The organism is Lelliottia sp. 489 (assembly GCF_050435885.1).
Taxonomy (GTDB): Bacteria; Pseudomonadota; Gammaproteobacteria; order Enterobacterales; family Enterobacteriaceae; genus Enterobacter; species Enterobacter nimipressuralis.
Genome location: NZ_JBNDLC010000001.1, coordinates 1,333,237 through 1,359,377 on the forward strand (window position 1 = coordinate 1,333,237; position 26,141 = coordinate 1,359,377).

The window sequence follows — 26,141 nt, forward strand, 5'->3', positions numbered from 1 at the left end:
TCATGATGCAACATATCGACTTAATGCGGAAGTGAAAGTTGCTCACAGGTGAATGAATAATCTGTATTATGGATTGAGTGAATATCGACACAAAATCAGGAGCCTTGCATGGAACTGCTCGAAGAGCACCGTTGTTTTGAAGGTCGGCAGCAGCGCTGGCGGCACGACTCCACCACGCTGAACTGCGCGATGACGTTCAGCATCTTTCTGCCACCGGTCACCGGTAACGTTAAGCCACCGGTGCTGTACTGGCTCTCCGGCCTGACCTGCAACGATGAGAACTTCACCACTAAAGCGGGTGCACAGCGCGTTGCGGCTGAATTAGGCATTGCGCTGGTGATGCCCGACACCAGCCCGCGCGGCGATGATGTCGCTGACGACGCCGGATACGATCTGGGTAAAGGCGCGGGTTTTTATCTGAATGCGACCCAACAGCCCTGGGCGAGCCACTACCGGATGTACGATTACATTCGCGACGAGCTGCCTGCTCTAATCCAGGCGCAGTTTGCCGTGAGTGACCGCGCGGCCATCAGCGGGCATTCGATGGGCGGACACGGCGCGTTAATTATGGCGCTTAAAAATCCGGGTCAATTCACCAGCGTCTCCGCCTTTGCGCCGATTGTGAACCCGACTCAGGTACCCTGGGGGCAGAAAGCGTTTTCGAATTATCTGGGCGATGATGTCACCACATGGCAGGAATGGGATAGCTGTGCGCTGATGCAGGCAAGCCTTCCGGAACAGGCGATCCCGACGCTTATCGATCAGGGTGATGCCGATCAGTTCCTCGCCGATCAACTGCAGCCCGCAGTGCTGGCGGAAGTGGCGCGACAGAAAAGCTGGCCTTTGACCCTGCGTATCCAGCCGGGGCACGATCATAGCTATTACTTTATTGCCTCGTTTATCGAAGATCATCTCCGCTTCCATGCAGAGTATTTACTGAAATAACCCAGCCTGTTGCCCGGTGAGCTACGCAAACCGGGCCAATACTGAGCGCAAGCGTTGGCCGGGAAAGGCATAACCTTCACCCGGCCAGCTCGCTATCAGAAGCGGTAATCCACTGCCATAAAGTAACGGCGGCCATCTTCCGTATAGCTGTAATCGTCGCGGCTGAGATCTTTATCCAGCAGGTTTTGCACGCCTGCACGCAGTTTGACATTTTTCGTTGCCTGCCACGCTGCACCGGTATTCCAGACAACATACCCCCCTGGCGTTGCATCGCCGGCGGTGATGGCACGTTTTTCGCCAGAGTAGTTACCCTGCATATAGAAGGACCAGTCCTGCGTTGCCTGCCAGTCCACGGTTCCGTTCGCGGTATGGAATGGCAGCTCGGAGAGCGGTTTGTTGCCGCCGTTGCTGATATCACGTCCGTCGTTGTAGGTGTAATTCAGCGTCACTTTCCAGTCTTCGGCCAGCGGGAATTTCAGCTCGGTTTCCACGCCGCGAATACGCGCTTTGTTGACGTTGTAGTAGCGGAAAATCGGCTCACCATCGGCATTCAGTCCAACGTAGTTTGGATAGTTCTGCGCCTGATTTACGTTTGCGGTGCGGAGGATGCTGATACGGTCATCCACATCGTTCTGGAAGGTGGTAATACTGGCCTGAACGCCCTCTAACCAGCCCTCTTCCCCGGCATAGTAAAGACCCAGCTCGAAGCTTTCGCTGGTTTCTGGTTTCAGATCCGGGCTACCGACAATTTCACAGGCACCACGGCACGAGCCGGTGGTCCAGTCCGGGCTTAACTGCAGTAAGGAGGGAGCTTTGAAGGCCGTCGCCCAGCCGCCTTTCACCGTCACGGTGTCGGTTGCGCTATAGACCAGATACGCACGCGGGCTCCAGTGGTCGCCGTAGGTTTCGTGATCGTCCATACGCACGCCAGTGGTCAACGCCAGCGGTTCAAAAATACGCCATTCGTTTTCAATAAACAGCGCGTACTGGCTGGCAGAGGTGTTGCTGCTGGAGCCGCCGGTCAGGTTCACCGGATCTTTCAGTTTATCGTGTCGCCATTCGCCGCCGAAGGTCAGCAGCTGGTTAATTTCACCAAGCGGCAGGACATATTTCCCGTCGATACTGTTGCTTTCGGAGGTAATCGGGCTGCGGTTGCCAGGATTTTTGTTATCGACTTTCTCGCCGTAGAATTTCAGCTCGCTGTTGCCGACATCCCAGCGCCCGTTGTGGCTCAGGGAGTAGTTCTGGCGCTCGAGGCGGTTCTGATCGAGAGAGTCTGAATCGCGGTCCTGACGGTCGAAACCGTAGCCTGCGGTGAAATCGTGGTTTTGATTCGGCGTCCAGACGAATTCGACGTTAGCGTCGCGGCTGGTGAACCCTTCAATGCGCGGCGTTTCGCCCGTCGCAGAGGTTGAGGATTCCTGCTGGTCATCTTTTTCGCGTTTAGAGAGGCTACCGTAGGCTTTCAGCCCCAGCACGCCATCCACCAGCGGACCGCTGGTAAAGAACTGACCGTTGTAGGTGTCACCGCGATCGCGATGTTCCTGAATCGTGGTGTCGGCGGTCAAGGTGCCGGTCCATTTCTGGCCGATTTTTTTGGTGATGATGTTTACCACCCCGCCCAGCGCATCGGACCCGTACAGCGATGACATCGGGCCGCGCACCACCTCGATACGCTCGATGGCATCGACCGGAACCCAGTTGAGATCGAAATCGTTATGGCGGAAGACGGCGTTGCGGGAGTTGACGCGCTTACCGTCCACCAGAATCAGGGTGTAGCTGCTATCCAGCCCACGGATACTGACCCCTTTACGGTTATCCCCTTCGTTGGTGAGTTGCACACCTGGCACGTCCTGTAACACATCTTTCAGGTTCTGAACGGGTTTACGCTGCAGATCTTCCTGAGTAATGACGCTGATACTGGCCGGTGCATCTTTGAGGTTTTGTTCAGTGGCAGACGCCGTGACAACCAGGGTATCGCCGGACTCAGCCGCAATAACCGGTAACGCCAGGGACAGTGCAGACGCACAGAGTCCTCCCCGTACGAAGGGATTTAACCTAAACATTCCATATCTCCATGAGGTAAACACAACAATATCAAATAATTATTGCTCACAGTGCATTGCATACCGCCGGCTTCTTTGGCCAGTCGGCTGTGTGTTTCTTTGCAGGTGTGGCAGTAACGTCATCGTCCTTTCAAAAACGCGACGCTGACTCCTTCATCCTTTTGATAACGGCGATAACGATAAAACAAACGATAATTATTATCAATTCAATTGTTAACAATTATGTCATTTATGCATACTGTGGGGATAAAAAAACCCGCTCGAATGAGCGGGCTAAAAGAGAGGAAGTGCAATTATTGTTTGATTCGTCCAGGGAATTCCATTTCGCTGTAGCGGACGAATCGGGTTCCTTTCGTCAGTTTGTAACCAAACCAGATGATCAGGAACAGAGGGATACCAATGTACGTCGCCATGACGCCGCCCCAGTCGATGGTGTCTGACAGGAAGGCTTCGTAGTTCTGGCCGAGCGTGATGATCAGGCACAGAATGAAGGCGAAGATTGGCCCTAACGGGAAGAAACCAGAGCGGTACGGCAGATCGTTAATATCATGCCCCTGCTTCACATAGCCGCGGCGGAAACGATAGTGGCTAATCGCAATCCCCAGCCAGGCGATAAAGCCGGTCATACCGGAGGTGTTCAGCAGCCACAGGTAAACCGTCTGGTTGCCGAACATCGACGTCAGGAAGCACAGGCCCGCCACCACCGTGGTTGCATACAGCGCGTTGCGCGGTACACCGCCGCGAGACAGTTTAGAGAAAATACGTGGCGCTTTACCGTCGCAGGCCAGGGTGTAGAGCATACGCGTTGAAGCGTACATCCCTGAGTTCCCCGCCGACAGCACCGCCGTCAGGATCACCGCGTTCATCACCGCTGCCGCAGAGAGCAGACCGGCATGCTGGAAGACCAGCGTGAACGGGCTGACGCTGATGTCTTTGACATCGTTACGCAGCAGGCTTGGATCGGTGTAAGGAATAATCAGGCTGATAATCAGGATCGCGAACACATAGAACAGCAGGATACGCCAGAACACCTGACGCACGGCACGCGGAATGTTTTTCTCTGGATCTTCAGATTCACCCGCCGCGATACCAATCAGCTCGGTGCCCTGGAAGGAGAAGCCGACAATCATCGCCACACCGATCATTGCCGCAAAACCACCGGCGAACGGCGCTTCGCCAATCTGCCAGTTGCTCCAACCCGCTGGCTGCGCCCCTTTGAAGATGCCGACAATCATCGCCACACCGACGACGATAAAGATGATAACGGTCGCGACTTTAATCAGTGAGAACCAGTACTCCGCTTCGCCAAAACCGCGCACGGAGATGTAGTTCAGCAGGAAAATAACGGCCAGGAAGAGCGCGCTCCAGATCCAGCCTGGCGTGTCCGGGAACCACCAGTTCATGACCAGCTGTGCGGCCACGAGGTCAACGGCGATGGTCACCGCCCAGTTGTACCAGTAGTTCCAGCCCAGCGCGAAGCCGAAGCCTTCTTCAACGTATTTTTGGCCGTAAGTGGAGAAAGAGCCGGATACCGGCATGTAAGCTGCCAGTTCGCCCAGACTGGTCATCAGGAAGTACACCATCAGGCCAATCAGCATGTAAGAAAACAGCGCGCCACCCGGGCCTGCCGCTGAAATAGTTGCACCAGAGGCAACAAAAAGACCTGTACCGATAGAACCGCCAATGGCGATCATCGTCAGGTGACGCGCCTTGAGTTCGCGGCGTAGCGCGGGCGCTTCTGTGGTTTTAGTTTCGGAAACCATATGAAAATGCTGTCCATTCAAAAAATGAGGCGAGATTGTAGCAGACGATCCGCGAACCTTCCGGCAGAAATGCTCTGTTATAAGAGAGCTTCATGACGGCTCCGGAATTATAAGTAAAGCAGAGCCTGGACTAGATTTCGCAATAGCGCAAAAACCGCTGCAACGAATTCGAAAGGTGTTTTTGGCGGTGATGAATACACCACAGGGTGCGCACCAGCTTCGGCAGTGGAACCGGAATTTCAATCAAGGAACCGCTTTCGAGCTGCTCGGCGATGACGCGACGGGAGAGACAGCTGATCCCAAGACCGTGCCGCACGGCGTGTTTAATCGCCTCGGAATTACCCAGCTCCATGCCCAGCTGAAACTGCGGCAAATGCGAGAGCAAAAGATAATCGACGATTTCGCGCGTGCCTGAACCGTGCTCGCGTAAAATCCACGGCGCCTGCGCCAGGCGTTCCAGCGTCACCTCGCCCTGTAATAAGGAAGAGGCGGGAGAGGCAAATACCACCAGCTCATCTTCCAGCCAGGGTTCCGCAATGATATCCACGTTATGGCACGGCCCTTCGATAAGCCCGATGTCCACGCGGAAATCAATAATCGCATTAATCACATCCTGGCTGTTGCCGACGCTCATCTCCAGCGGCAATGCCGGGAAATCGCGGCGATAGCGGGCAATCACTTCCGGAAGAATATAGTTGCCAATGGTGCTGCTGGCATACACACGGATCGCCCCGTTGTCTTCCCGGAACAGCTGTTCAATTTCGACAGCCTGCTCCAGTAGCGCCAGCGCGCGCGGGTAAAGCAGACGTCCGTGTTCGTTCACCACCAGCCGCTTCCCTACCCTGTCGAAAAGCTGCACCCCGAGCTGCCCTTCTAGATCCGTCAGCGCGGCGCTGACCGCCGACTGAGACAAGGCCAGCCGCTGCGAAGCCTGGGTGGTCGACCCGCTTTTCAGCACTTCGGCGAAAACTTCCAGTTGACGTAATGTTATGTGCATCGTGGCCTTCCACCCGGTAAGCGCGCCGCTTACCACTTATAAAGATTAATTATAAATATATAATCAATTTTATTTTTAAGCCAGAGCGCCGTAACCTTTTAACCATTGAAAGGAGAAGGCTATGACTGAACTCACTGTGCATCATCATCGAACACTGTGGCATTACGTTCCTGGGCTTGCGCTAAGTGCATTGATCACCGGGGTGGCATTATGGGGTGGCAGTATTCCGGCCGTCGCCGGGGCAGGATTTAGCGCATTGACGCTGGCGATCCTGCTTGGGATGGTGGTCGGCAATACGGTCTACCCAAAAATCTGGTCCGCCTGCGACGGGGGGGTGCTGTTTGCCAAACAACATTTGCTGCGCCTGGGCATCATTCTTTATGGTTTTCGCCTCACCTTTGCGCAGATTGCCGACGTCGGCGTGAGCGGCATTGCCATCGACGTGTTAACGCTGACCAGCACCTTTATGCTGGCCTGCTTTATCGGGCAAAAGGTCTTTGGCCTCGACAAACAAACCAGCTGGCTGATTGGCGCGGGGAGCAGTATTTGTGGGGCCGCGGCCGTGCTGGCAACAGAACCAGTGGTGAAAGCCGAGTCGAGTAAAGTGACCGTTGCGGTGGCGACGGTGGTGATCTTCGGTACGCTGGCGATATTCCTTTATCCGGCCATGTACCCGCTGCTGGCGCACTGGTTCACGCCGGAGGCCTACGGGATCTATATTGGTTCGACCATGCATGAAGTGGCGCAGGTTGTGGCGGCCGGTCATGCCATCAACCCGGATGCCGAAAATGCGGCGGTGATTGCCAAAATGCTGCGCGTGATGATGCTGGCCCCGTTCCTGATTATTCTGGCGGCACGCGTAAAACAACTTTCGCCAGCAGGCAAAGGCGAGAAAAGCAAAATCACCATTCCCTGGTTCGCCGTTCTGTTTATTGTGGTGGCGGTGTTTAACTCGTTCCATCTGCTGCCAAAAGCAGTGGTCGATATGCTGATTACACTGGATACCGTCATGCTGGCGATGGCGATGGCCGCTCTGGGCGTCACCACCCACGTCAGCGCGCTGAAAAAAGCCGGGGCCAAACCGCTACTGATGGCACTGGTACTGTTTGTCTGGCTGATTGTGGGCGGCGGGGCGATCAACCTGGCGGTACATTATGCGTTAGCTTAATGCATCCATTTGATGAATATAAATAAATTCTGAATTGCGACTATCTCGTAAACCACTCTCAGTTTTGCTCGGGTAACCATGTTGAACTGCCGTCTTCTTTGAAGGCGGCAGTTTTTCATTTTTTACCGTCCCAACCGGGCAGGTAGGAGCGACTGTTTTATTATCTTCTTTCACCCTCTCGGCACTGACTACTCTAAGTGCCACTCGACAAGCATTATTTCCTCCGGCAGTCGCTATGCCAAAAGCAAAGAGATATGTAAGCAACGAGGGTCTGGCGGCTACTAAGATCTTCTTGTTGGGGGGCGTAAAAAATCTGTTAACCCGCTATCATAAGCGTTTCGGGTTAACAGGAGTCCCTTATGAAATACGTTGGAGCGCACGTGAGCGCAGCAGGTGGTCTTGCGAATGCCGCCATTCGCGCCGCCGAAATCGAGGCGACCGCTTTCGCCCTGTTCACCAAAAATCAGCGCCAGTGGCGCGCTGCGCCGCTCACCACTGAAGTGATTGATGATTTCAAAGCCGCCTGCGAGAAGTATCACTTCGGGCCGGGCCAGATCCTTCCGCATGACAGTTACCTCATCAACCTGGGCCATCCGGTTCAGGAGGCGGTGGATAAATCGCGCGAGGCGTTTCTGGATGAACTTCAGCGCTGCGAACAGCTTGGCCTGACGCTGCTGAACTTCCATCCTGGTAGCCATCTGATGCAAATCGAGGAAGATGCGTGTCTGGCACGGATCGCCGAATCCATCAATATTGCGCTGGCGCAGACCACCGGCGTCACCGCGGTAATCGAAAACACCGCAGGCCAGGGCAGCAATCTGGGATTCAAGTTTGAGCATCTGGCGGCGATTATCGACGGTGTGGAAGATAAATCCCGCGTCGGCGTCTGCATTGATACCTGCCACGCCTTTGCCGCCGGGTATGACCTGCGCACCGTTGAAAAGTGCGAGAAAACCTTCGCGGAGTTTGAACGTATTGTCGGCTTTAAGTATTTGCGCGGCATGCATTTGAACGATGCCAAAAGCGCGTTCGGCAGCCGCGTCGACCGCCATCACAGTTTGGGTGAGGGCAATATTGGCCACGACGCGTTCCGCTTTATCATGCAGGACGCCCGCTTTGACGACATCCCAATGGTGCTTGAAACGGTGAATCCGGATATCTGGGCGGAAGAGATCGCCTGGCTGAAAGCACAGCAAACGGCTGAACAAGCCGCATAAAAAAAGCCGGGTCGCGTAAGCACCCGGCTTTTTACTTTGTCGGTCGGGTAAGCGAAGCGCCACCCGACAAGACGTTTACGCTACTTTCGCAACCACTTCTGCTTCCGGGCGTTTCAGCACCGCGTAAGACAGACCCGCCACCAGCGTACCGGCGATAATCGCGAACAGATAACCCAGTACCGGGGTAATCGCGCCAGGAATCAGCAGAACAAACAGACCGCCGTGCGGCGCCATCAGTTTCGCGCCAATCGCCATAGAGATAGCACCAGTTACCGCGCCGCCTGCGATACAGCAAGGCAGAACACGCATCGGATCACGCGCTGCGAACGGAATCGCACCTTCGGTGATGAAGCACAGTCCCAGTACCAGCGCCGCTTTACCGCCCTCTTGCTGCGCCTTATCGAACTTACGGCGTGCAATAATGGTCGCCAGACCCAGCGCCAGCGGTGGCACCATACCGGCAGCCATGATAGCGGCCATCGGGGCATACGTCTGAGTACTCAGCAGACCAACACCAAACGCGTAAGCCGCTTTGTTGACCGGACCACCCATATCAGTACACATCATGCCGCCAAGGATTGCGCCCAGCAGTACCGCGTTCGCCGTACCCATGGTTTGCAGCCAGTGGGTCAGACCTTCCAGGATACCCGCAACCGGCTTACCAATCAGGTAAATCATACCCAGGCCAACCACCAGGCTTGAGATCAGTGGAATGATCAGGATCGGTTTCAGTGCTTCCATACTTTGCGGCAGCTTCAGCTTCGAGCTGATGGCCTTCGCGACGTAACCGGCCAGGAAACCGGCGATGATACCGCCGATAAAGCCCGAGCCAGTGCTCACGGCCAGCATACCGCCGATAAGACCCGGCGTCAGGCCCGGACGATCAGCAATGGAGAACGCAATATAACCTGCCAGAACAGGCACCATCAGCGCGAACGCCGAGCCACCACCAATCTGCATCAACGCCGCCGCCAGCGTACCTGGCTCTTTAAAGGCTTCGATACCGAAAGCGAAGGAGAGTGCGATACACAGACCACCCGCAACCACCATCGGCAGCATGTAAGACACGCCGGTCAGCAGGTGACGATAAGCGCCCGCAGACTCTTTTTTGCCTTCGCTGGCGGTGGACTCTGATTTGCCCGTTGGCTGATAAGGTTTCGCTTCAGCCAGTGCTTTATCAAATTCCTGCGCCGTTTTCTTCAGCGCCAGGCCGGTAGAGGTGCGATACATCGGCTTACCGGCGAATTTCGCCAGGTCCACTTCAATATCTGCCGCCACCATGACCAGATCCGCTTCCGCCACCTCTTCCGGGGTGATCGCATTGCCTGCGCCCACGGAACCACGGGTTTCGACCTTCACCCACCAGCCGCGTTTTTTCGCTTCGGTTTCGATGGCTTCAGCCGCCATAAAGGTGTGCGCCACGCCCGTCGGGCAGGCAGTAATCGCCACGATGCGTTTCGGGCCGGTTGCCGTCGCCACTGCTGCGGTAGCAACAGGTGCGCTGTAAACAGTTGCGTGGCCTTTCGCTTCGCTCAGGAACAGTTCGGGATGTGCCACCGCGCGATTGATATCGCCCAGCCACACTTTTTTGCCGTTCAGCGCACTGTCAGCCGGGACTTTATCACCCAGAACAATCGCCAGTTCGGCGTCATTTGGGTTGTCGACGAGTTCAACATGCGCTTTGTGTGCCGCCGCGCCCAGCAAGGTCTTCGCCATATAGGCGCGAGCTTGTCCAAGTCCGGAATCAATGATCAGCAGCGTTTTCATTATGCCTCTCCTGCTGTTAGTTAAAAGGTTTTAAGTCAACGCGCGCCATCATCGCGGCCAACTGGGTACGTTCGGTAATTCCAACATTGCTCTGACTCACGGCCAGGGCGGCAACAGCGGTAGCAAGACGTAAGGTATGCTCACTGGATTCACGCATCAGCAGGCCGTAGATCAGACCGCCCACCATTGAATCCCCGGCACCTACGGTGCTGACCACTTCCACCGACGGTGGCTTGGCGATCCATTCGCCAGACGCGTTAACCCACAGCGCGCCTTCTGCACCCAGCGAAATCACCACGTGAGCGATACCCTGTTCACGCAGCGCATGGGCCGCTTCAATCACATCTTTCAATTCTGGCAGCTTACGGCCCGCCCAGATCTCCAGTTCGCGGCGATTTGGTTTCACCAGCCACGGAGAGGCTTTCAGACCCGCCACCAGCGCTTCACGGCTGCTGTCGAAAATAATGCACGGGCACTGGCTACGCAGACGCAGCATCCAGTCGGTGAAGGCTTCCGGGCTGACGCCTGACGGCAGACTGCCGCTGACGCAGACCATGTCGAACTGACCCAGCCAGCTCAGAGAGTCATTCACGAAACGCTCCCAATCCGCGCCCGTGACTTCAAAACCGGAGAAGTTCAGATCGGTAACTTCGCCGTCTTTTTCCGTCAGCTTGACGTTAATACGGGTACGGCCCTGAACGACCTGGAAACGGTTGGCGATGCCCAGCTCGCTGAACAGCTGCTGAAAACCGTCCTGGTTGTCTTTCCCAAGGAAACCACCCACGGTCACGTCAATGCCTAAGTCTTTCAGCACTTTCGCAACGTTGATGCCTTTACCGGCTGCGTGCAGGCCGGTGGTGCGCACGAGGTTGACCTCACCGCGCTCAATTTCAGGGCAAAAACCGACGAGATCGTAAGCCGGGTTCAGCGTAATAGTGGCGACACGTCTGCTCATTATGCGCCCTCCCCCAGACCTGCCGCGATGGCTTCGCCAATCGCTTTCAGCGCCTGTTCAGCATCCGCACCCTGAGCGGTAAAGCGCAGGCGGTGGCCTTTTTTCACACCCAGCGCGACGACTTTCATCAGGCTGCGGCCATTGGCGGGTTTGCCGGACCCATCGAGGTTGGTCACGGTAATATCACTTTCGAATTGCTTGATGGTGTTGACCAGCAGAGTGCCAGGACGGGCGTGCAGGCCATGTTCGTTACGCACCACAAACTCAGCGCTCAGCAGGTCGTCGGTCAGTGCGTCATCACTGGTCAGCAGCGCCAGCAACGTGGCGGCATCCGCTTTCAGCAAATGTTCAGCTTTGTTGTTCAGCAGCAGATCGCTCAGGCGCTTCAGCACGGCAACTGGCTGTTCATCGGCCATCGCAACAGTGACCAGCAGCGCGGCGTGTTCACCATCGGCTTCAAATGCGCTCGCGGCACGGCTTACAGCAATCGCACTGCGCAGGTTACCTTCCGCACTGTCGTTCAGCCAGACGCCCTGACCCAGGTTCAGCGGCTTATCATTAATCACGCGGGCAACGAAGGCGGTGTCAACAGCACCCGCCTCTTTCAGACGACCGGCGTTCAACGCCTGCAGGGTCACCAGATCGGTGGCCACCACGTCCAGCGTCAGCGTGTCGTTATCCAGCTTCAGCGCGTCGCTCTGTTTTTCACCCATCAGTAGCGCACGCAGCTCTTCTGCGGTGGTGGCAGATTGCAGCTGTTCAGCCACGGAGTCATCGCTCAGCACGTGCGTCAGCTGACGCAGCAGGCCCAGATGCTCATCGCTGCTGGCGGCAATCCCGATGGCAACGTAAGCCACCTGCCCTTCGCCCCACAAAATCCCCTGCGGGAACTGATAAACCTGAACGCCGGTTTTCAGCACCTGGTCGCGGGTATCCGTTGTACCGTGCGGAATGGCAATGCCATTGCCGAGGAAGGTGGAGGTTTGCTGTTCACGCGCCAGCATGCCGTCTACATAACCGTCCGCCACGTTGCCTGCCTGCACGAGGGCAGCGGCAATCTTGCGAATGGCCTCTTCTTTATTACCGGCCTGTTCGCCCGGATGAATATCTTGCACTGATAACTGGAACATAGTTCTCCTCTCTCGCTGAATTGAATCGTTTCAGCCTTAATGAGAAAAAATGCGCTAACCTGCTCCGTCAGTTAAAACAAGATAGCGCTGAAACGTTTCAAGAAGTCTTACGCTTAATGTTCAGCCTTGCAAGAAAAGTCGTGTTTCCTGTTTCAGAATTTAGAAGTGCAGCACATTTCTCCCACATTTGCTGACGTGACAGGCACGTACATCCTTCAGCTTCAGCACACTTCAGCCACAATGATTTTGAAATGCCATTTTGATTTTTCGTGGGGAATTTGACCGCACCACCTGTTTATTTTCTGACAAGCGGCGTAAACTCCGCGACTCTTCACATTACCGATAGCGAACCATGCACAACTCCCCCGCTGCCGCCTCACCAAAACCCTTTGATTTGACGTCATCGGCGTTTTTGATTGTTGCATTTCTCACCGGTATCGCCGGTGCGTTACAGACGCCAACGCTGAGCCTGTTCCTGACCAACGAAGTTCATGCCCGTCCGGCGATGGTTGGCTTCTTCTTTACCGGCAGTGCCATTATCGGCATTCTCGTCAGCCAGTTTCTGGCAGGCCGCTCCGACCGAAAAGGCGATCGCAAAAGCCTGATTGTTTTCTGCTGCCTGCTCGGCGTGTTTGCCTGCGTGCTGTTCGCCTGGAACCGCAACTATTTTATCCTGCTGTTTGTCGGCGTGTTCTTGAGTAGCTTTGGTTCCACCGCGAACCCGCAGATGTTTGCCCTTGCACGGGAACACGCGGATCACACGGGGCGCGAAGCGGTAATGTTCAGCTCGATACTGCGCGCCCAGGTGTCGCTGGCGTGGGTGATCGGCCCGCCGCTGGCTTACGCGCTGGCGATGGGCTTTGGTTTCACGGTGATGTATCTGAGCGCCGCCGTGGCGTTTGTCGTGTGTGGGATTATGGTCTGGTTTTTCCTGCCCACCATGCGCAAGGAGCCAAAACTGTCGACCGGCACGCTGGAAGCGCCGCGTCGCAACCGCCGCGACGCCCTTCTTCTGTTTATTGTCTGCACGCTGATGTGGGGCACCAACAGCCTCTATATCATCAATATGCCGCTGTTTATTATTGACGAGCTGCATCTGCCGGAAAAACTGGCAGGCATCATGATGGGTACAGCGGCAGGCCTGGAAATCCCGACAATGCTGATCGCCGGTTATTACGCGAAACGTTTCGGAAAGCGTTTTTTGATGCGGATTGCGGCCGTGGCTGGTTTGCTGTTTTACATCGGAATGCTGACAGTGCACACCCCGGCGTTGCTGCTGGCATTGCAGCTGCTGAACGCCATTTATATTGGCATTCTCGCAGGGATCGGCATGCTCTATTTCCAGGACTTAATGCCTCGCCAGGCAGGGGCAGCAACGACACTTTATACTAATACCACCCGCGTGGGCTGGATCATTGCGGGCTCGCTGGCGGGGGTTGTGGCGGAAATCTGGAGCTATCACACAGTGTTCTGGATTGCGCTGGTGATGTGCATCATTACCACCGGCTGTCTGACGCGAATTAAAGATGTCTAGGGCGCGGTGAGCGCTTCCAGCTCAATCAAATAGATCATCGCCTGCTCGCGCGTGCTGCCGCACATCTCTTTTAACGGCTGAAGCGCACCGCAGACTTTCGGGCGCAGCGGCGAGCCAAAGATATTGCATAGATTGGTGTCAGAAAGCTGAACACAGCGGGTGTTGGCAGGCTTGCCCTCTGGCATGCCTGGGATCGGGCTTGAAATGGACGGCGCGGTGCAGCACGCGCCACAGTCTGGACGACAATCCATAAACCCTCTCTGTCAGTGGCGGATGCCCGTATGGTCGGGCGTGGCGCGCACAGTAACACCTTTTGTGTATTGATAGCAAAAGCCACTAATTCCGCTTGCCTGAAAGGCTGCGCGCGAGTAATTTGGCGCGATATTTTTTACCTCCCAGTAGACAGGATTATTGCAATGCCAAGAGCGAACGAAATTAAGAAAGGTATGGTACTGAACTACAACAGCAAACTGCTGATTGTGAAAGATATCGATGTTCAGTCCCCAAGCGCCCGTGGCGCAGCCACACTGTACAAAATGCGCTTTGCCGATGTGCGTACCGGTCTGAAAGTCGAAGAGCGTTTTAAAGGCGATGATATCGTTGATACCGTGACCCTGACCCGCCGTTTCGTTGATTTCTCCTACATCGACGGCAACGAATACGTGTTCATGGATAAAGAAGACTACACGCCGTATATCTTCACCAAAGACCAGATTGAAGACGAGCTGCAGTTTATTCCTGAAGGCGGTATGCCGGATATGCAGGTTCTGACCTGGGATGGCCAGCTGCTGGCACTCGAACTGCCGCAGACCGTGGATCTCGAAATCGTGGAAACGTCACCGGGCATTAAAGGGGCCTCTGCCAGCGCACGTAACAAACCTGCGACGCTGACTACGGGTCTGGTGGTGCAGGTTCCGGAATATCTGTCTGCCGGCGAGAAGATCCGCATCCATATCGAAGAAAAACGTTATATGGGTCGTGCTGACTAATTCTGTTTTGCCGGATGGCGGCTTTGTCTTATCCGGCTCACATAAAAAACGCATAAAAAAACCGGCGAATTCGCCGGTTTTTTTGTAGGCCCGTTCAGCGTAGCGCCGCCGGGCATTAATGCCAGTTACAACAGCTCAGGGTACTTCGTCATCTTCAGCGCCAGCTCCACGCCGCGCACTTCCGCCATGCCTTTCAGGCGACCAATCGCCGAATAGCCTGGGTTGGTTTTCTTACGCAGATCGTCCAGCATCTGATGTCCGTGGTCTGGACGGAACGGAATCGGACGCAAATCACCCGCTTTCTTACGACGCTGCTCTTCACCCAGAATCGCATCAACCACCGCCACCATATTCACGTCACCGCCGAGATGCGCCGCTTCGTGGAAGGTTTTCGGGTTATCTTCGCGACAGGTCGCGCGCAAGTGGGTGAAGTGAATGCGGTCGCCGAAGGTTTCAATCATACGTACCAGATCGTTATCCGCGCGTACGCCGTAAGAACCGGTGCACATGGTGAAACCATTGTTAATGCTGTCGACGGTCTCTTTCAGCCATTGCATATCTTCAATAGTAGACACGATGCGCGGCAGGCCGAGGATTGGGCGCGGTGGATCGTCCGGATGAACCGCCAGGCGTAAACCGCAGGCTTCCGCCACCGGCACAATCGCGCGCAGGAAGTAGGCCATGTTTTCGCGCAGCTGATTTTTGTCGATGTCGCCGTATTCCGCCAGACGTGCGCGGAACTGATCCAGCGTGTAACCCTCTTCCGCACCCGGCAGGCCGGCAATGATATTGCGGGTCAGCTTCTCAATATCCGCTTCCGTCGCCTCGTTAAACCATTTCAGCGCCTGGTGCTGCTCTTCGGCGGAATAGTCCGCGTCGGCGCCAGGACGCTTGAGGATGTGCAGCTCAAAAGCGGCAAAAGCAATCTGGTCGAAACGCAGGGCTTTAGAGCCGTCTGGCATCTGGTACTCAAGGTCGGTGCGCGTCCAGTCCAGAATCGGCATAAAGTTGTAGCACACGGTATCAATACCGCAGGCCGCCAGATTGCGGATGCTTTGCTGATAGTTGGCAATCCAGGTGTCAAACTCGCCGGAATGGGTTTTGATGTCTTCGTGCACCGGGATACTTTCAACGACTGACCAGGTCAGCCCTTTTTCCGCCAGCAAAGCCTGGCGTTTATTAATCTCTTCCAGCGGCCAGACCTGACCGTTCGGAATATGGTGCAGTGCCGTGACAACACCCGTTGCGCCAGCCTGACGCACATCATCAAGAGAAACCGGATCATTCGGCCCGTACCAACGCCAGGTTTGTTCCATTGCCTCACCCTCTAAAGTTGTTATACCAATATGATTATTGCAATGACGACTACCATACATGTTTGTTTTAGACGGTCAATACAGGCTGCAGCATTGATTGATCGAACTCACAGAATCTGGATATTTACGGCTTACCAATTCAATTTGCTGTCATATAACTTTACACTGCCATTGTTAATTAATGGTTAATCAGGTGTGTATTTCATGAAGACAATTGCCTCCACCGCGCTCCCCTCATATGTGCAACTGCCGCAGTTCGATCGTCACCAGCTGCGCTCCCGCATCGTTCATTTCGGTTTTGGTGCCTTCCATCGCGCGCATCAGGCGTTGTTAACAAACCGCGTGCTTAACGCCAAAGGGGGCGACTGGGGGATCTGTGAAATTAGCCTGTTCAGCGGCGATACGCTGATGAGCCAGCTGCGCGCCCAGGATCATCTGTTTACGGTGCTGGAGAAAGGGGCCGAGGGTAATCACCCGATTATCGTCGGGGCGGTGCATGAGTGCCTCAATGCAAAACTCGATTCGCTGGCAGCCATTATTGAAAAGTTCTGCGAGCCGCAGGTGGCGATTGTGTCGCTCACCATCACCGAAAAAGGCTATTGCATCGATCCGGCGACGGGCCGACTGGATACGCAAAATGCGCGCATCGTTCACGATCTGGAAAATCCGTCTGAGCCGCACTCGGCGCCGGGGATTCTGGTTGAAGCCTTATACCGTCGCCACGCGCGCGGGCTGGCACCCTTTACCGTGCTCTCTTGCGACAATATTCCGGACAACGGTCATGTCGTGAAAAACGCGGTGCTGGGGATGGCGGAGAAACGCTCGCCTGAACTTGCCGCCTGGATTGCTGAGCACGTCAGCTTCCCCGGTACCATGGTTGACCGCATTGTTCCTGCCGCCACCGACACATCGCTGGCTGAAATCACCCAGGAACTCGGCGTGGAAGACCCTTGCGCCATCAGCTGCGAGCCGTTTATCCAGTGGGTGGTGGAAGATAACTTCGTTGCCGGTCGTCCGGAGTGGGAACTGGCGGGCGTGCAGATGGTGCAGGACGTTTTACCCTGGGAACAGATGAAGCTGCGTATGCTTAACGGCAGCCACTCGTTCCTGGCGTATCTCGGTTATCTTGCCGGTTATGCTCACATTAATGAGTGTATGGAGGACGACGCGCTCCGCGAAGCCGCGCGCCGCCTGATGCTGGATGAACAGGCACCCACTCTGCGGATTACTGACGTTGACCTGACGGGATATGCCGACAGCCTGATCGACCGCTTTGCCAATCCTGCTCTGCAGCATCGCACCTGGCAGATCGCGATGGATGGCAGCCAGAAATTGCCTCAACGTATGCTTGAAGGCGTACGGGTTCATTTAGCACGTGAGAGCGCCTGGCCGCTGCTGGCGCTGGGTATCGCGGGCTGGATGCGCTACGTCAGCGGTGTGGATGACAACGGCAACGCCATTGATATTCGCGATCCTCTCAGCGATAAAATTCGTGCACTCGTAGAAACCAGTAGCGAAGAGGAGCGCGTCAACGCCCTGCTGACGTTGGGTGAAATTTTTGGCACCGATCTGCCCCAGCATCCGCAGTTCGTCGAGGCCATTCGTCAGGCGTATCAACATATTGCTCAGCACGGAGCGCGCCAGGCTGTGATTGACGCCGTGATGATTTAACCGATCATGCGCTTAAAGCGGACGGGGGACACTCCGTTCGCTCCTGCCCTTCCCAATACTCTCTTTTTTCGCCAGGATAATAATCATTGTTCGTGCATGATGATTATCTCCTGGAGTTCACGTGACCAAAACTAACCTGGTAACCGGCTTTCTCGGCAGCGGTAAAACCACCTCAATCCTTCATCTGCTGGCTAACAAAAATCCCGCGGAGAAATGGGCCATACTGGTTAACGAATTCGGCGAGATTGGGATTGACGGCGCGCTGCTGGCTGACTCGGGCGCGCTGGTCAAAGAGATCCCCGGCGGATGCATGTGCTGCGTCAACGGCTTGCCGATGCAGGTCGGTCTCAACACCCTGCTGCGTCAGGGCAAACCGGACCGCTTAATCATTGAGCCGACCGGTTTAGGCCATCCCAAACAAATTCTCGATCTGCTTACCGCTCCGGTGTATGAGCCCTGGATCGATCTGCGTGCAACGCTGTGTATCCTCGACCCACGCCAGCTACTGGACGAGAAAGTGGTACGCAATGAAAACTTCCGTGACCAGCTGGCTGCCGCCGATGTCATTGTGGCGAATAAAGAGGATCGCGCATCACAGGAGAGCCGTGATGCCTTTGACTTCTGGTGGCAGAATTTTGGTCACGATCGCCAGTTCGTGCTGGCCACCCAGGGGAAAATTGATAATGCCCTGCTAGACTTGCCGCGTCGGAATTTGACCGAACTGCCTGCCAGTGCCGCGCACTCACACGCGCATGTGGCGCAAAAAGGGCTGGCAGCCCTGAGCCTGCCGGAACATCAGCGCTGGCGTCGCAGCCTCAACAGCGGGCAAGGTTATCAGGCCTGTGGCTGGATTTTTGATGCCGATACCTGCTTTGACACCATTGGCATTCTGGAATGGGCACGCCTCGCGCCGGTGGATCGCGTGAAAGGCGTGATGCGCACACCGGACGGGCTGGTGCGCATTAACCGTCAGGGCGCCGATTTTTTCATTGAAACGCAAAATGTCGCCCCGCCCGACAGTCGAATAGAGTTAATTAGTGCGGTTAATACGGACTGGAACGCACTTCAGGCCAGCTTGTTGAAGCTTCGTTTAAGTTCGAGCCACTAACGTTGCCGGGACTTAACTGCTATGCATATGACGATGATTAAAAAAATCTCCCTGATATTACTGCTTAACGCCGCCGGTCTGGCGCTCTTCTTATCCTGGTATTTGCCAGTGAACCATGGTTTCTGGTTCCCGGTGGATTCCGGTATTTTCCACTTCTTCAATGAACAGCTGGTGAAGAGCAAGGTGATCCTGTGGCTGGTGGCAATCACCAACAATCGCGCCTTCGATGGCTGTTCTCTGCTGGCGATGGGCTGCTTAATGCTCTCATTCTGGCTGAAAGAAGATGCGACAGGACGCCGCCGAATCATCCTGATTGGCCTGGTGATGCTGCTCACCGCCGTGGTGATTAACCAGCTGGCGCAAGGGCTGATGCCGGTCAAGCGTTCCAGCCCTTCACTCTTCTTCCCAAATATTCATCGGGTGAGTGAATTACTGAATATCTCGACCAAAGACGCATCGAAAGACAGTTTCCCGGGCGATCACGGAATGATGCTGCTTATTTTTGCCTCTTTCATGCTGCGCTATTTTGGCAAAAAAGCCTTTGCGGTTGCCCTGATTATTGTTGTGGTTTTTGCCTTCCCGCGCGTAATGATCGGCGCTCACTGGCTAACGGATATTGTCGTCGGTTCACTTTCTGCTGTGCTGATTGGTGTACCGTGGGTCTTAATGACACCACTCAGCGACCGTCTGATTGCGCTATTTGATCGCTATCTTCCGGGCAAAATGCAACAAACAGAAAACAAATAACCAACCTAAATTAACATCATCCATCAGGGATCATTTTCGATCCCTGATGTTTTTCCCGCCACCGCCGCCCTATTTTGTCATCTTCTCGTAATATCATTCATCAGCTAAATGAATGCGTTGCGTGAGTTTTAACCTAAACTGCCGCTATTTTAAGCAATCCCGATTAATCACTTTCTCTATCACAATTTCTTATAAAAAATCGGATATTTTTGCTCGCATTGACTAAGGCGATCGGGTAATCTCGAACTCGTTTTGCCTCACAGAGATAATTATTCTCAGGGTGAATAAGTTTGTGCGTTAGAGCACAGATTTGACCATAAAGAATTGTCTCATTGTGCGCAGGTATTTAGTCTCGTCACGTTTGGCATTTTTATAACGATATTTATCGTTAAGGACTTCAAGGGAAAATAATCAAAATGGTCAAATCTCAACCGATTTTGAGATATATCTTGCGGGGAATCCCGGCAATAGCAGTTGCGGTACTGCTGTCTGCATGTAGTTCGACAAACACCGCGAAGAATATGCATCCTGAGACGCGTGTTGTGGGCATGGAAGATGCCTCGTCACTGCAAGCCTCTCAGGATGAATTTGAGAACATGGTACGTAATCTGGACGTGAAGTCCCGCATTATGGACCAGTATGCTGACTGGAAAGGTGTGCGCTATCGCCTTGGCGGCAGCACCAAAAAAGGTATCGATTGTTCCGGTTTTGTACAGCGTACATTCCGCGAGCAGTTTGGTTTAGATCTGCCTCGTTCGACTTACGAACAGCAGGAAATGGGTAAATCCATCTCGCGTACAAAATTGCGTACCGGTGATTTGGTTCTGTTCCGTGCAGGTTCTACGGGCCGACACGTGGGTATCTACATCGGCAACGACCAGTTTGTTCATGCTTCCACCAGCAGCGGTGTCACGATTTCCAGCATGAATGAACCCTACTGGAAGAAGCGCTACAACGAAGCGCGCCGGGTACTGAGTCGCAGTTAATCTGTTGTGTTGTTGGTTATCCCTTGGCTGGCAACACAATAAAAAATAAGCACTGCTTCGGCAGTGTTTTTTTTTGCCCGTTTAACCCCGTGCGCTCTGCCTTCACAGATGACTGGTTGCAAAAAACCAGGCTATAGTCTTGTAAATACGTAAGATTAGTCGTCCTGCCGGAATCACGACGATCCAGGAACAATGACGTTTATGCTCACTCGTTTCTTTTCCACCAGCCGCAAAGTTCTGACAGGCAGCATCCTCGCGGGCATTATCGTTGCCCTACTCTGCGGAATGTTGCAGTTTTTTCTGAGCTATCATAAGCGGGAAGCGAAATTCGATACCCTGATCGTTGACCTTCGGGTCTACATGGAGAGCTATTTCTCTGAGCTGAAAACCTCGATTGATACCCTCCAACCCTTCACGCTGAGCAGTTGCCAGGATGTGAGTGCGGAGCTAACGTCCCGCGCCGCCTTTAGCGTTAACGTGCGCGCATTTTTACTGGTCCGCGATAACACCGCATTTTGTTCTTCCGCTACCGGGCCAATGCGTGTCACGATGAAGGAGCTGATACCCGATCTGGATACCACCAAATCCGTTGATATGGTGCTGCTGCCCGGTACGCCAATGCTGCCAGACAAGCCCGCTATCGCCATCTGGTATCAAAACCCGCTGGTCAAAGACGACGGGGTATTTACGTCAATCAACATCAATTTAACGCCCTATCTGCTCTATACCTCACGTCAGGATGAGTTTGCCGGTATTGCGGTGATGATTGGCAATAAGGCGTTATCCACCTTCTCGAACCATCTGCTGAACGTTCAGGATATGCATGAAACCGCTATCCGCACCGCTATGCTGAAAACGGTTCCGCTCACCATCAAGGTGTATGCGCAAAAGTGGACGCCCTATGAAATTCTGTTCGCCCTGCTCTTCGGCCTGATATGCGGTATTGCGGCGGGAACCCTCTCTTTTTATATTCTCACCATCCGTTTGCATCCCGGGAAAGAGATCCTTTCAGCCATCAAGCACGGTCAGTTCTATGTGGTGTATCAGCCGGTTGTTGATACAAAAGAGCTGAAGATGCAGGGCTGCGAAGTGCTGATGCGCTGGAAACACCCGACGATGGGTGAAATACCGCCGGATGCCTTTATCAATTTCGCTGAAGCGCAAAGGCTGATTGTCCCGCTGACGCTGCACCTTTTCGATCTGATCATCCGCGACGCGGCGCTGCTGCAAACCGTGCTGCCGCCGGGCGCCAAGCTGGGCATTAACATCGCACCGGGCCATCTGCATTCGGACAGTTTTAAAGATGACATGCGCAACTTCGCGGCGTCGCTGCCGCCAGACCACTTCCAGGTGGTTCTGGAAATTACCGAACGCGACATGATTAATCAGCTCGAAGCGGCCCCGTTATTCGAATGGTTGCATCATGAAGGCTTTGAAATCGCGATAGATGATTTTGGTACTGGCCACAGCGCGCTGATTTATCTGGAGCGGTTCACGATGGATTACCTGAAAATCGATCGCGGTTTTGTGAACGCCATTGGTACGGAAACGGTCACGTCTCCGGTGCTGGATGCCGTGCTGACGCTCGCCCGACGGCTGAACATGGTCACCGTTGCTGAAGGTGTTGAAACGCCGGAGCAGGCCGCCTGGCTACGCCAGCATGGGGTAAACTACCTGCAGGGCTACTGGATCAGCCGCCCAATGCCGCTGGCACAATTCCTGAAATGGCAGCCCGATTTCGTCAAGGACAGTGAATAATTTCACAATGACCGTTTCGTCACTTATGATTCAGCTACACCAGACGCCTCACTATGGGTGAGCCAGAATAAAAGAGGGATACGCTGCCAATGACTATGCGCTTTGTTTTGCTGTTAATGGCGTTATTCAGCGTGACCTGCCAGGCGCAGAGTATTAAAGAGAGCTACGCGTTCGCCGTGCTCGGCGAGCCGAAGTATGAAGCGAACTTTACCCACTTCGATTACGTCAATCCTGCGGCTCCCAAAGGCGGAACCCTCACCCTCTCCGCCCTCGGGACGTTTGACAACTTTAACCGTTTCGCCCTGCGCGGTGTCGCCGCCGAACGCACCGATGCCCTGTATGACACGCTGTTTGTCACTTCAGATGATGAGCCAGGCAGTTACTACCCGCTGATCGCCGATTCCGCGCGCTATGCGGATGATTTTTCCTGGGCGGAAGTCACCCTCAACCCACGCGCCCGTTTTCACGACGGTTCCCCGGTAAAAGCCAGCGATGTGGCCTTTACCTTCCACAAGTTTATGACCGAAGGGGTGCCGCAGTTCCGCCTGGTATTCAAGGGCGCGACCGTCAAAGCCATCGCTCCGCTGACCGTGCGCATCGAGCTGGCAGAGCCGGGTAAAGAGAGCATGCTGAGTCTTTTCTCACTCCCGGTAATGCCTGAATCGTTCTGGAAAAATCATAAGCTGAGCGAACCGATCGCCACGCCTCCGCTGGCGGGTGGCCCTTACCGCATCACCCACTGGAAAATGGGGCAATATCTGGTCTATTCCCGCGTCAAAGACTACTGGGCGGCCAATTTGCCGGTCAACCGGGGGCGCTGGAATTTCGATACGATTCGCTACGACTACTATCTGGACGACAATGTCGCCTTCGAAGCCTTCAAGGCCGGGGCGTTTGACCTGCGTGCAGAAGTCAGCCCGAAAAACTGGGCGACGCGCTATATAGGCAAGAATTTTTCTAACCATTTCATCGTCAAAGACGAGCAAAAAAATGAATCCGCGCAAGATACGCGCTGGCTCGCATTTAATATTCAGCGTCCGGTCTTTGCCGACAGGCGCGTGCGTCAGGCAATCACGCTGGCGTTTGACTTTGAGTGGATGAACAAGGCGCTGTTTTACGGGGCTTACAGCCGCACCAACAGCTATTTCCAGAATACGGAATACGCAGCTCGCCAGTATCCCGATGCCGCCGAGCTGACCCTGCTTGCGCCGCTGAAAGCTGAAGTGCCGCCGGAAGTTTTCACCAGCATCTTTGAGCCACCAACCTCAAAAGGGGATGGCTACGACCGTGACAACTTGCTTAAAGCCAGCAAACTGCTCGACGACGCGGGCTGGGTGCTTAAAAATCAGAAACGGGTGAATACGCAGACCGGTAAACCCCTCAGCTTTGAGCTGCTGCTCTCCTCCGCCGGTAATAATCAGTGGGTACTGCCGTTCCAGCACAATCTGGAGCGTTTGGGCGTCACCGTGGAGATTCGCCAGGTCGATAACGCGCAAATCACCAACCGAATGCGCAACCGCGATTACGACATGATGCCGCGCGTCTGGCAGGCACAGCCGTGGCCAAACACCAATCTGCGCATCTCGTGGGCGTCGGAATACATCAACTCGACCTACAACGCGCCGGGCGTTAAAAGCCCGGTCATCGACAACCTGATAAACCAAATCATTGCCGCGCAGGGCGATAAGACGAAGCTGGTCCCTCTGGGCCGTGCGCTCGATCGCGTCCTGACCTGGAACTACTACATGCTGCCGATGTGGTTTATGGGGGAAGACCGGCTGGCCTACTGGGACAAATTCTCTCAGCCATCCATTCGCCCGATCTATTCCCTGGGGCTAGATAACTGGTGGTATGACGTCAATAAAGCCGCCAAACTGCCCGCTGAACGGCGTTAAGGAATACAGATGGGTGCTTACCTGATTCGCCGTTTACTGCTGATAATCCCCACCCTGTGGGCGATTATCACCATTAACTTTTTCATTGTGCAGATTGCGCCGGGCGGCCCGGTCGATCAGGCCATTGCCGCCATTGAGTTTGGTAACAGCAGCGGCCTACCGGGCGGCGGAGGCGAAGGCCTGCGCGCCAGCCACGCACAAACCGGCACAGGAAATATCAGTGAAAGCCATTATCGCGGGGGGCGCGGATTAGATCCTGAGGTGATCGCAGAGATCACTCACCGCTACGGTTTCGACAAACCCATTCACGAGCGCTATTTCAAAATGCTCTGGGACTATATCCGCTTCGATTTCGGCGACAGCCTGTTCCGCAGCGCCTCGGTGATCCAGCTTATTAAAGACAGCCTGCCGGTGTCGATCACCCTCGGATTGTGGGGGACGCTGATTATCTACCTGGTGTCGATTCCGCTTGGGATCCGCAAAGCGGTGCACAACGGCAGCCGCTTCGATATCTGGAGTAGCACCTTTATCATTATCGGGTACGCGATCCCGGCGTTTCTGTTCGCCGTGCTGTTAATTGTCTTTTTCGCTGGCGGCAGCTATTTCGACCTCTTCCCTTTGCGTGGGCTGGTGTCAGCTGATTTCAGCTCGCTGCCCTGGTATCAGAAAATCACCGATTATCTCTGGCATATCACCCTGCCGGTGCTGGCGACGGTGATTGGCGGGTTTGCCGCCCTGACGATGCTGACCAAAAACGCCTTTCTGGATGAGATCCGCAAACAGTACGTGGTCACCGCGCGGGCTAAAGGGGTGAGCGAAAAACAGATCATGTGGAAACATGTGTTCCGCAACGCCATGCTGCTGGTTATCGCCGGCTTCCCGGCCACTTTTATCAGCATGTTTTTCACCGGCTCGCTGCTGATTGAGGTGATGTTCTCCCTCAATGGCCTCGGCCTGCTCGGCTATGAAGCCACCGTGTCGCGCGACTATCCCGTGATGTTTGGCACACTCTACATTTTCACCCTGATTGGCCTGCTGCTGAATATTGTCAGCGATATCAGCTATACGCTGGTCGATCCTCGCATTGATTTTGAGGGCCGCTGATGCCGCATTTAAGCCCCGTCAACCAGGCCCGCTGGGCACGTTTTCGCCACAATCGTCGCGGCTACTGGTCGCTGTGGATCTTCGCCGTCCTGTTTATCCTGAGCCTCTGTTCAGAGCTGATTGCCAACGACAAACCGCTGCTGGTGCATTTCAACGATCGCTGGTACACGCCGGTACTCACCAACTACAGCGAAAGTGATTTTGGCGGGCCCTTTGCCACACCGGCTGACTATCAGGACCCGTGGCTGCGCGATCAGCTCGACAACCACGGCTGGGTGCTGTGGGCGCCCATTCGCTTTGGCGCGAACAGTATCAACTTCTCCACCTCAACCCCCTTCCCTTCTGCGCCCTCCGCGCAAAACTGGCTGGGGACGGATGCCAACGGCGGCGATGTGCTGGCACGCATCCTCTACGGCACGCGGATATCTATTCTCTTCGGCCTGATGCTAACGCTGTTTTCGAGCGTAATGGGAGTTGTCGCGGGCGCGGTGCAGGGTTATTACGGCGGTAAAATCGATCTGTGGGGCCAGCGTTTTATCGAGGTCTGGTCGGGCATGCCGACGCTGTTTTTGATTATCTTGCTCTCAAGCGTGTTACAGCCCAACTTCTGGTGGCTGCTCGGTATCACTGTGCTGTTTGGCTGGATGGCGCTGGTGGGCGTGGTGCGCGCCGAGTTTTTGCGCACCCGTAACTTTGATTACATTCGTGCGGCGCAGGCGCTGGGGGTGAGCGATCGCAGCATCATTTTCCGCCACATGCTGCCCAACGCGGTGGTCGCGACCCTGACCTTCCTGCCCTTTATTCTGTGCAGTTCGATCACCACCCTCACCTCTCTTGATTTTCTCGGTTTCGGCTTGCCGCTTGGTTCACCGTCACTGGGCGAGCTGTTGCTGCAGGGGAAAAACAATCTTCAGGCGCCCTGGCTTGGCATTACGGCGTTTCTGTCGGTGGCCATACTGCTCTCGTTACTGATTTTTATTGGCGAAGCGGTCCGCGATGCCTTTGATCCTAATAAGGCGGTATAA

Annotated in this window: 21 protein-coding genes; 13 read left to right on the forward strand and 8 right to left on the reverse strand. The window is 54.8% G+C overall.

Annotated elements, in window-relative coordinates; genetic code table 11:
• The first annotated feature begins 108 nt into the window (after positions 1–108).
• A complete protein-coding gene (gene fghA / locus ABIE11_RS06570; protein WP_100779519.1) occupies positions 109–945 on the forward strand; it encodes an S-formylglutathione hydrolase in 837 nt (278 codons plus the stop codon).
• Between the two features lie 95 nt (positions 946–1,040).
• Here fghA and cirA read toward each other — a convergent pair whose 3' ends face one another.
• The 3 genes from cirA to yieE form a co-directional block, all read right to left on the reverse strand.
• Positions 1,041–3,011: a catecholate siderophore receptor CirA gene (gene cirA / locus ABIE11_RS06575; RefSeq protein WP_429184169.1), complete on the reverse strand. Its 1,971-nt coding sequence runs from the start codon at positions 3,009–3,011 to the stop codon at positions 1,041–1,043.
• A 293-nt stretch (positions 3,012–3,304) separates the two neighbouring features.
• The gene (lysP, locus tag ABIE11_RS06580; protein ID WP_100779517.1) at positions 3,305–4,774 is read right to left on the reverse strand and encodes a lysine-specific permease; all 1,470 of its coding nucleotides are present in this window, start codon (positions 4,772–4,774) and stop codon (positions 3,305–3,307) included.
• Between the two features lie 130 nt (positions 4,775–4,904).
• Positions 4,905–5,771, reverse strand: a complete 867-nt coding sequence (gene yieE, locus ABIE11_RS06585; protein ID WP_100779516.1) for a DNA-binding transcriptional regulator YeiE — start codon at positions 5,769–5,771, stop codon at positions 4,905–4,907.
• A gap of 121 nt (positions 5,772–5,892) precedes the next feature.
• On the opposite strand from yieE, the gene ABIE11_RS06590 reads away from it, so the two are divergent.
• Both ABIE11_RS06590 and nfo read left to right on the forward strand, forming a co-directional pair.
• Entirely contained in the window at positions 5,893–6,939 is a 1,047-nt protein-coding gene (locus ABIE11_RS06590; protein ID WP_102104866.1) for a YeiH family protein, read from the forward strand.
• Positions 6,940–7,298: 359 nt separating this feature from the next.
• On the forward strand, positions 7,299–8,156 hold the full coding sequence (gene nfo, locus ABIE11_RS06595) for a deoxyribonuclease IV (protein ID WP_429184170.1): 858 nt from the start codon (positions 7,299–7,301) through the stop codon (positions 8,154–8,156).
• A 75-nt stretch (positions 8,157–8,231) separates the two neighbouring features.
• On the opposite strand, the gene fruA is transcribed toward nfo, so the two are convergent.
• The 3 genes from fruA to fruB are packed head-to-tail and all read right to left on the reverse strand — an operon-like array spanning position 8,232 to position 12,008.
• Positions 8,232–9,923: a PTS fructose transporter subunit IIBC gene (fruA, locus tag ABIE11_RS06600; protein WP_100779513.1), complete on the reverse strand. Its 1,692-nt coding sequence runs from the start codon at positions 9,921–9,923 to the stop codon at positions 8,232–8,234.
• A 16-nt stretch (positions 9,924–9,939) separates the two neighbouring features.
• Positions 9,940–10,878 (reverse strand): 1-phosphofructokinase, encoded by a 939-nt coding sequence (gene fruK, locus ABIE11_RS06605; protein ID WP_100779512.1) that lies wholly within the window; start codon positions 10,876–10,878, stop codon positions 9,940–9,942.
• Positions 10,878–12,008: a fused PTS fructose transporter subunit IIA/HPr protein gene (gene fruB / locus ABIE11_RS06610; protein ID WP_129036022.1), complete on the reverse strand. Its 1,131-nt coding sequence runs from the start codon at positions 12,006–12,008 to the stop codon at positions 10,878–10,880. The genes fruK and fruB overlap by 1 nt, the downstream gene beginning before the upstream one ends.
• 352 nt (positions 12,009–12,360) lie before the next feature.
• Between fruB and setB the strand changes: the two genes are divergently transcribed.
• Positions 12,361–13,542 carry a sugar efflux transporter SetB gene (setB, locus tag ABIE11_RS06615; protein WP_429184171.1) on the forward strand — a complete coding sequence of 394 codons (1,182 nt, stop codon included), beginning with the start codon at positions 12,361–12,363 and terminating at the stop codon, positions 13,540–13,542.
• Here the strand turns inward: setB and ABIE11_RS06620 are convergent.
• On the reverse strand, positions 13,539–13,793 hold the full coding sequence (locus ABIE11_RS06620) for a YkgJ family cysteine cluster protein (RefSeq protein ID WP_100779509.1): 255 nt from the start codon (positions 13,791–13,793) through the stop codon (positions 13,539–13,541). The two genes, setB and ABIE11_RS06620, sit on opposite strands and share 4 nt — an antisense overlap.
• Positions 13,794–13,958: 165 nt before the next feature.
• Between ABIE11_RS06620 and yeiP the strand changes: the two genes are divergently transcribed.
• Complete coding sequence (gene yeiP, locus ABIE11_RS06625; RefSeq protein WP_095282688.1) at positions 13,959–14,531, forward strand: elongation factor P-like protein YeiP; 573 nt, start codon at positions 13,959–13,961, stop codon at positions 14,529–14,531.
• Between the two features lie 125 nt (positions 14,532–14,656).
• On the opposite strand, the gene uxuA is transcribed toward yeiP, so the two are convergent.
• Positions 14,657–15,847, reverse strand: coding sequence for a mannonate dehydratase (gene uxuA / locus ABIE11_RS06630; RefSeq protein WP_429184172.1), 1,191 nt, complete (start codon positions 15,845–15,847; stop codon positions 14,657–14,659).
• A gap of 204 nt (positions 15,848–16,051) precedes the next feature.
• Here uxuA and ABIE11_RS06635 point away from each other — a divergent pair, with 204 nt between their 5' ends.
• The 8 genes from ABIE11_RS06635 to ABIE11_RS06670 all read left to right on the forward strand — a co-directional run bounded on the left by ABIE11_RS06635 (position 16,052) and on the right by ABIE11_RS06670 (position 26,141).
• The gene (locus tag ABIE11_RS06635; protein ID WP_429184173.1) at positions 16,052–17,518 is read left to right on the forward strand and encodes a mannitol dehydrogenase family protein; all 1,467 of its coding nucleotides are present in this window, start codon (positions 16,052–16,054) and stop codon (positions 17,516–17,518) included.
• A 121-nt stretch (positions 17,519–17,639) separates the two neighbouring features.
• On the forward strand, positions 17,640–18,626 hold the full coding sequence (locus tag ABIE11_RS06640) for a CobW family GTP-binding protein (protein ID WP_312068774.1): 987 nt from the start codon (positions 17,640–17,642) through the stop codon (positions 18,624–18,626).
• 33 nt (positions 18,627–18,659) lie between these two features.
• A complete protein-coding gene (locus tag ABIE11_RS06645; protein ID WP_429184280.1) occupies positions 18,660–19,373 on the forward strand; it encodes a phosphatase PAP2 family protein in 714 nt (237 codons plus the stop codon).
• Between the two features lie 416 nt (positions 19,374–19,789).
• Positions 19,790–20,359 (forward strand): bifunctional murein DD-endopeptidase/murein LD-carboxypeptidase, encoded by a 570-nt coding sequence (gene mepS, locus ABIE11_RS06650; protein ID WP_100779505.1) that lies wholly within the window; start codon positions 19,790–19,792, stop codon positions 20,357–20,359.
• 201 nt (positions 20,360–20,560) lie between these two features.
• Complete coding sequence (locus tag ABIE11_RS06655; protein WP_429184174.1) at positions 20,561–22,117, forward strand: cyclic di-GMP phosphodiesterase; 1,557 nt, start codon at positions 20,561–20,563, stop codon at positions 22,115–22,117.
• A gap of 89 nt (positions 22,118–22,206) precedes the next feature.
• Positions 22,207–24,012, forward strand: a complete 1,806-nt coding sequence (locus ABIE11_RS06660) for an extracellular solute-binding protein (protein ID WP_429184175.1) — start codon at positions 22,207–22,209, stop codon at positions 24,010–24,012.
• A 9-nt stretch (positions 24,013–24,021) separates the two neighbouring features.
• Positions 24,022–25,116, forward strand: a complete 1,095-nt coding sequence (locus tag ABIE11_RS06665; RefSeq protein ID WP_100779503.1) for a microcin C ABC transporter permease YejB — start codon at positions 24,022–24,024, stop codon at positions 25,114–25,116.
• Complete coding sequence (locus tag ABIE11_RS06670) at positions 25,116–26,141, forward strand: ABC transporter permease (RefSeq protein WP_123427260.1); 1,026 nt, start codon at positions 25,116–25,118, stop codon at positions 26,139–26,141. Before ABIE11_RS06665 ends, ABIE11_RS06670 begins: the two co-directional genes overlap by 1 nt.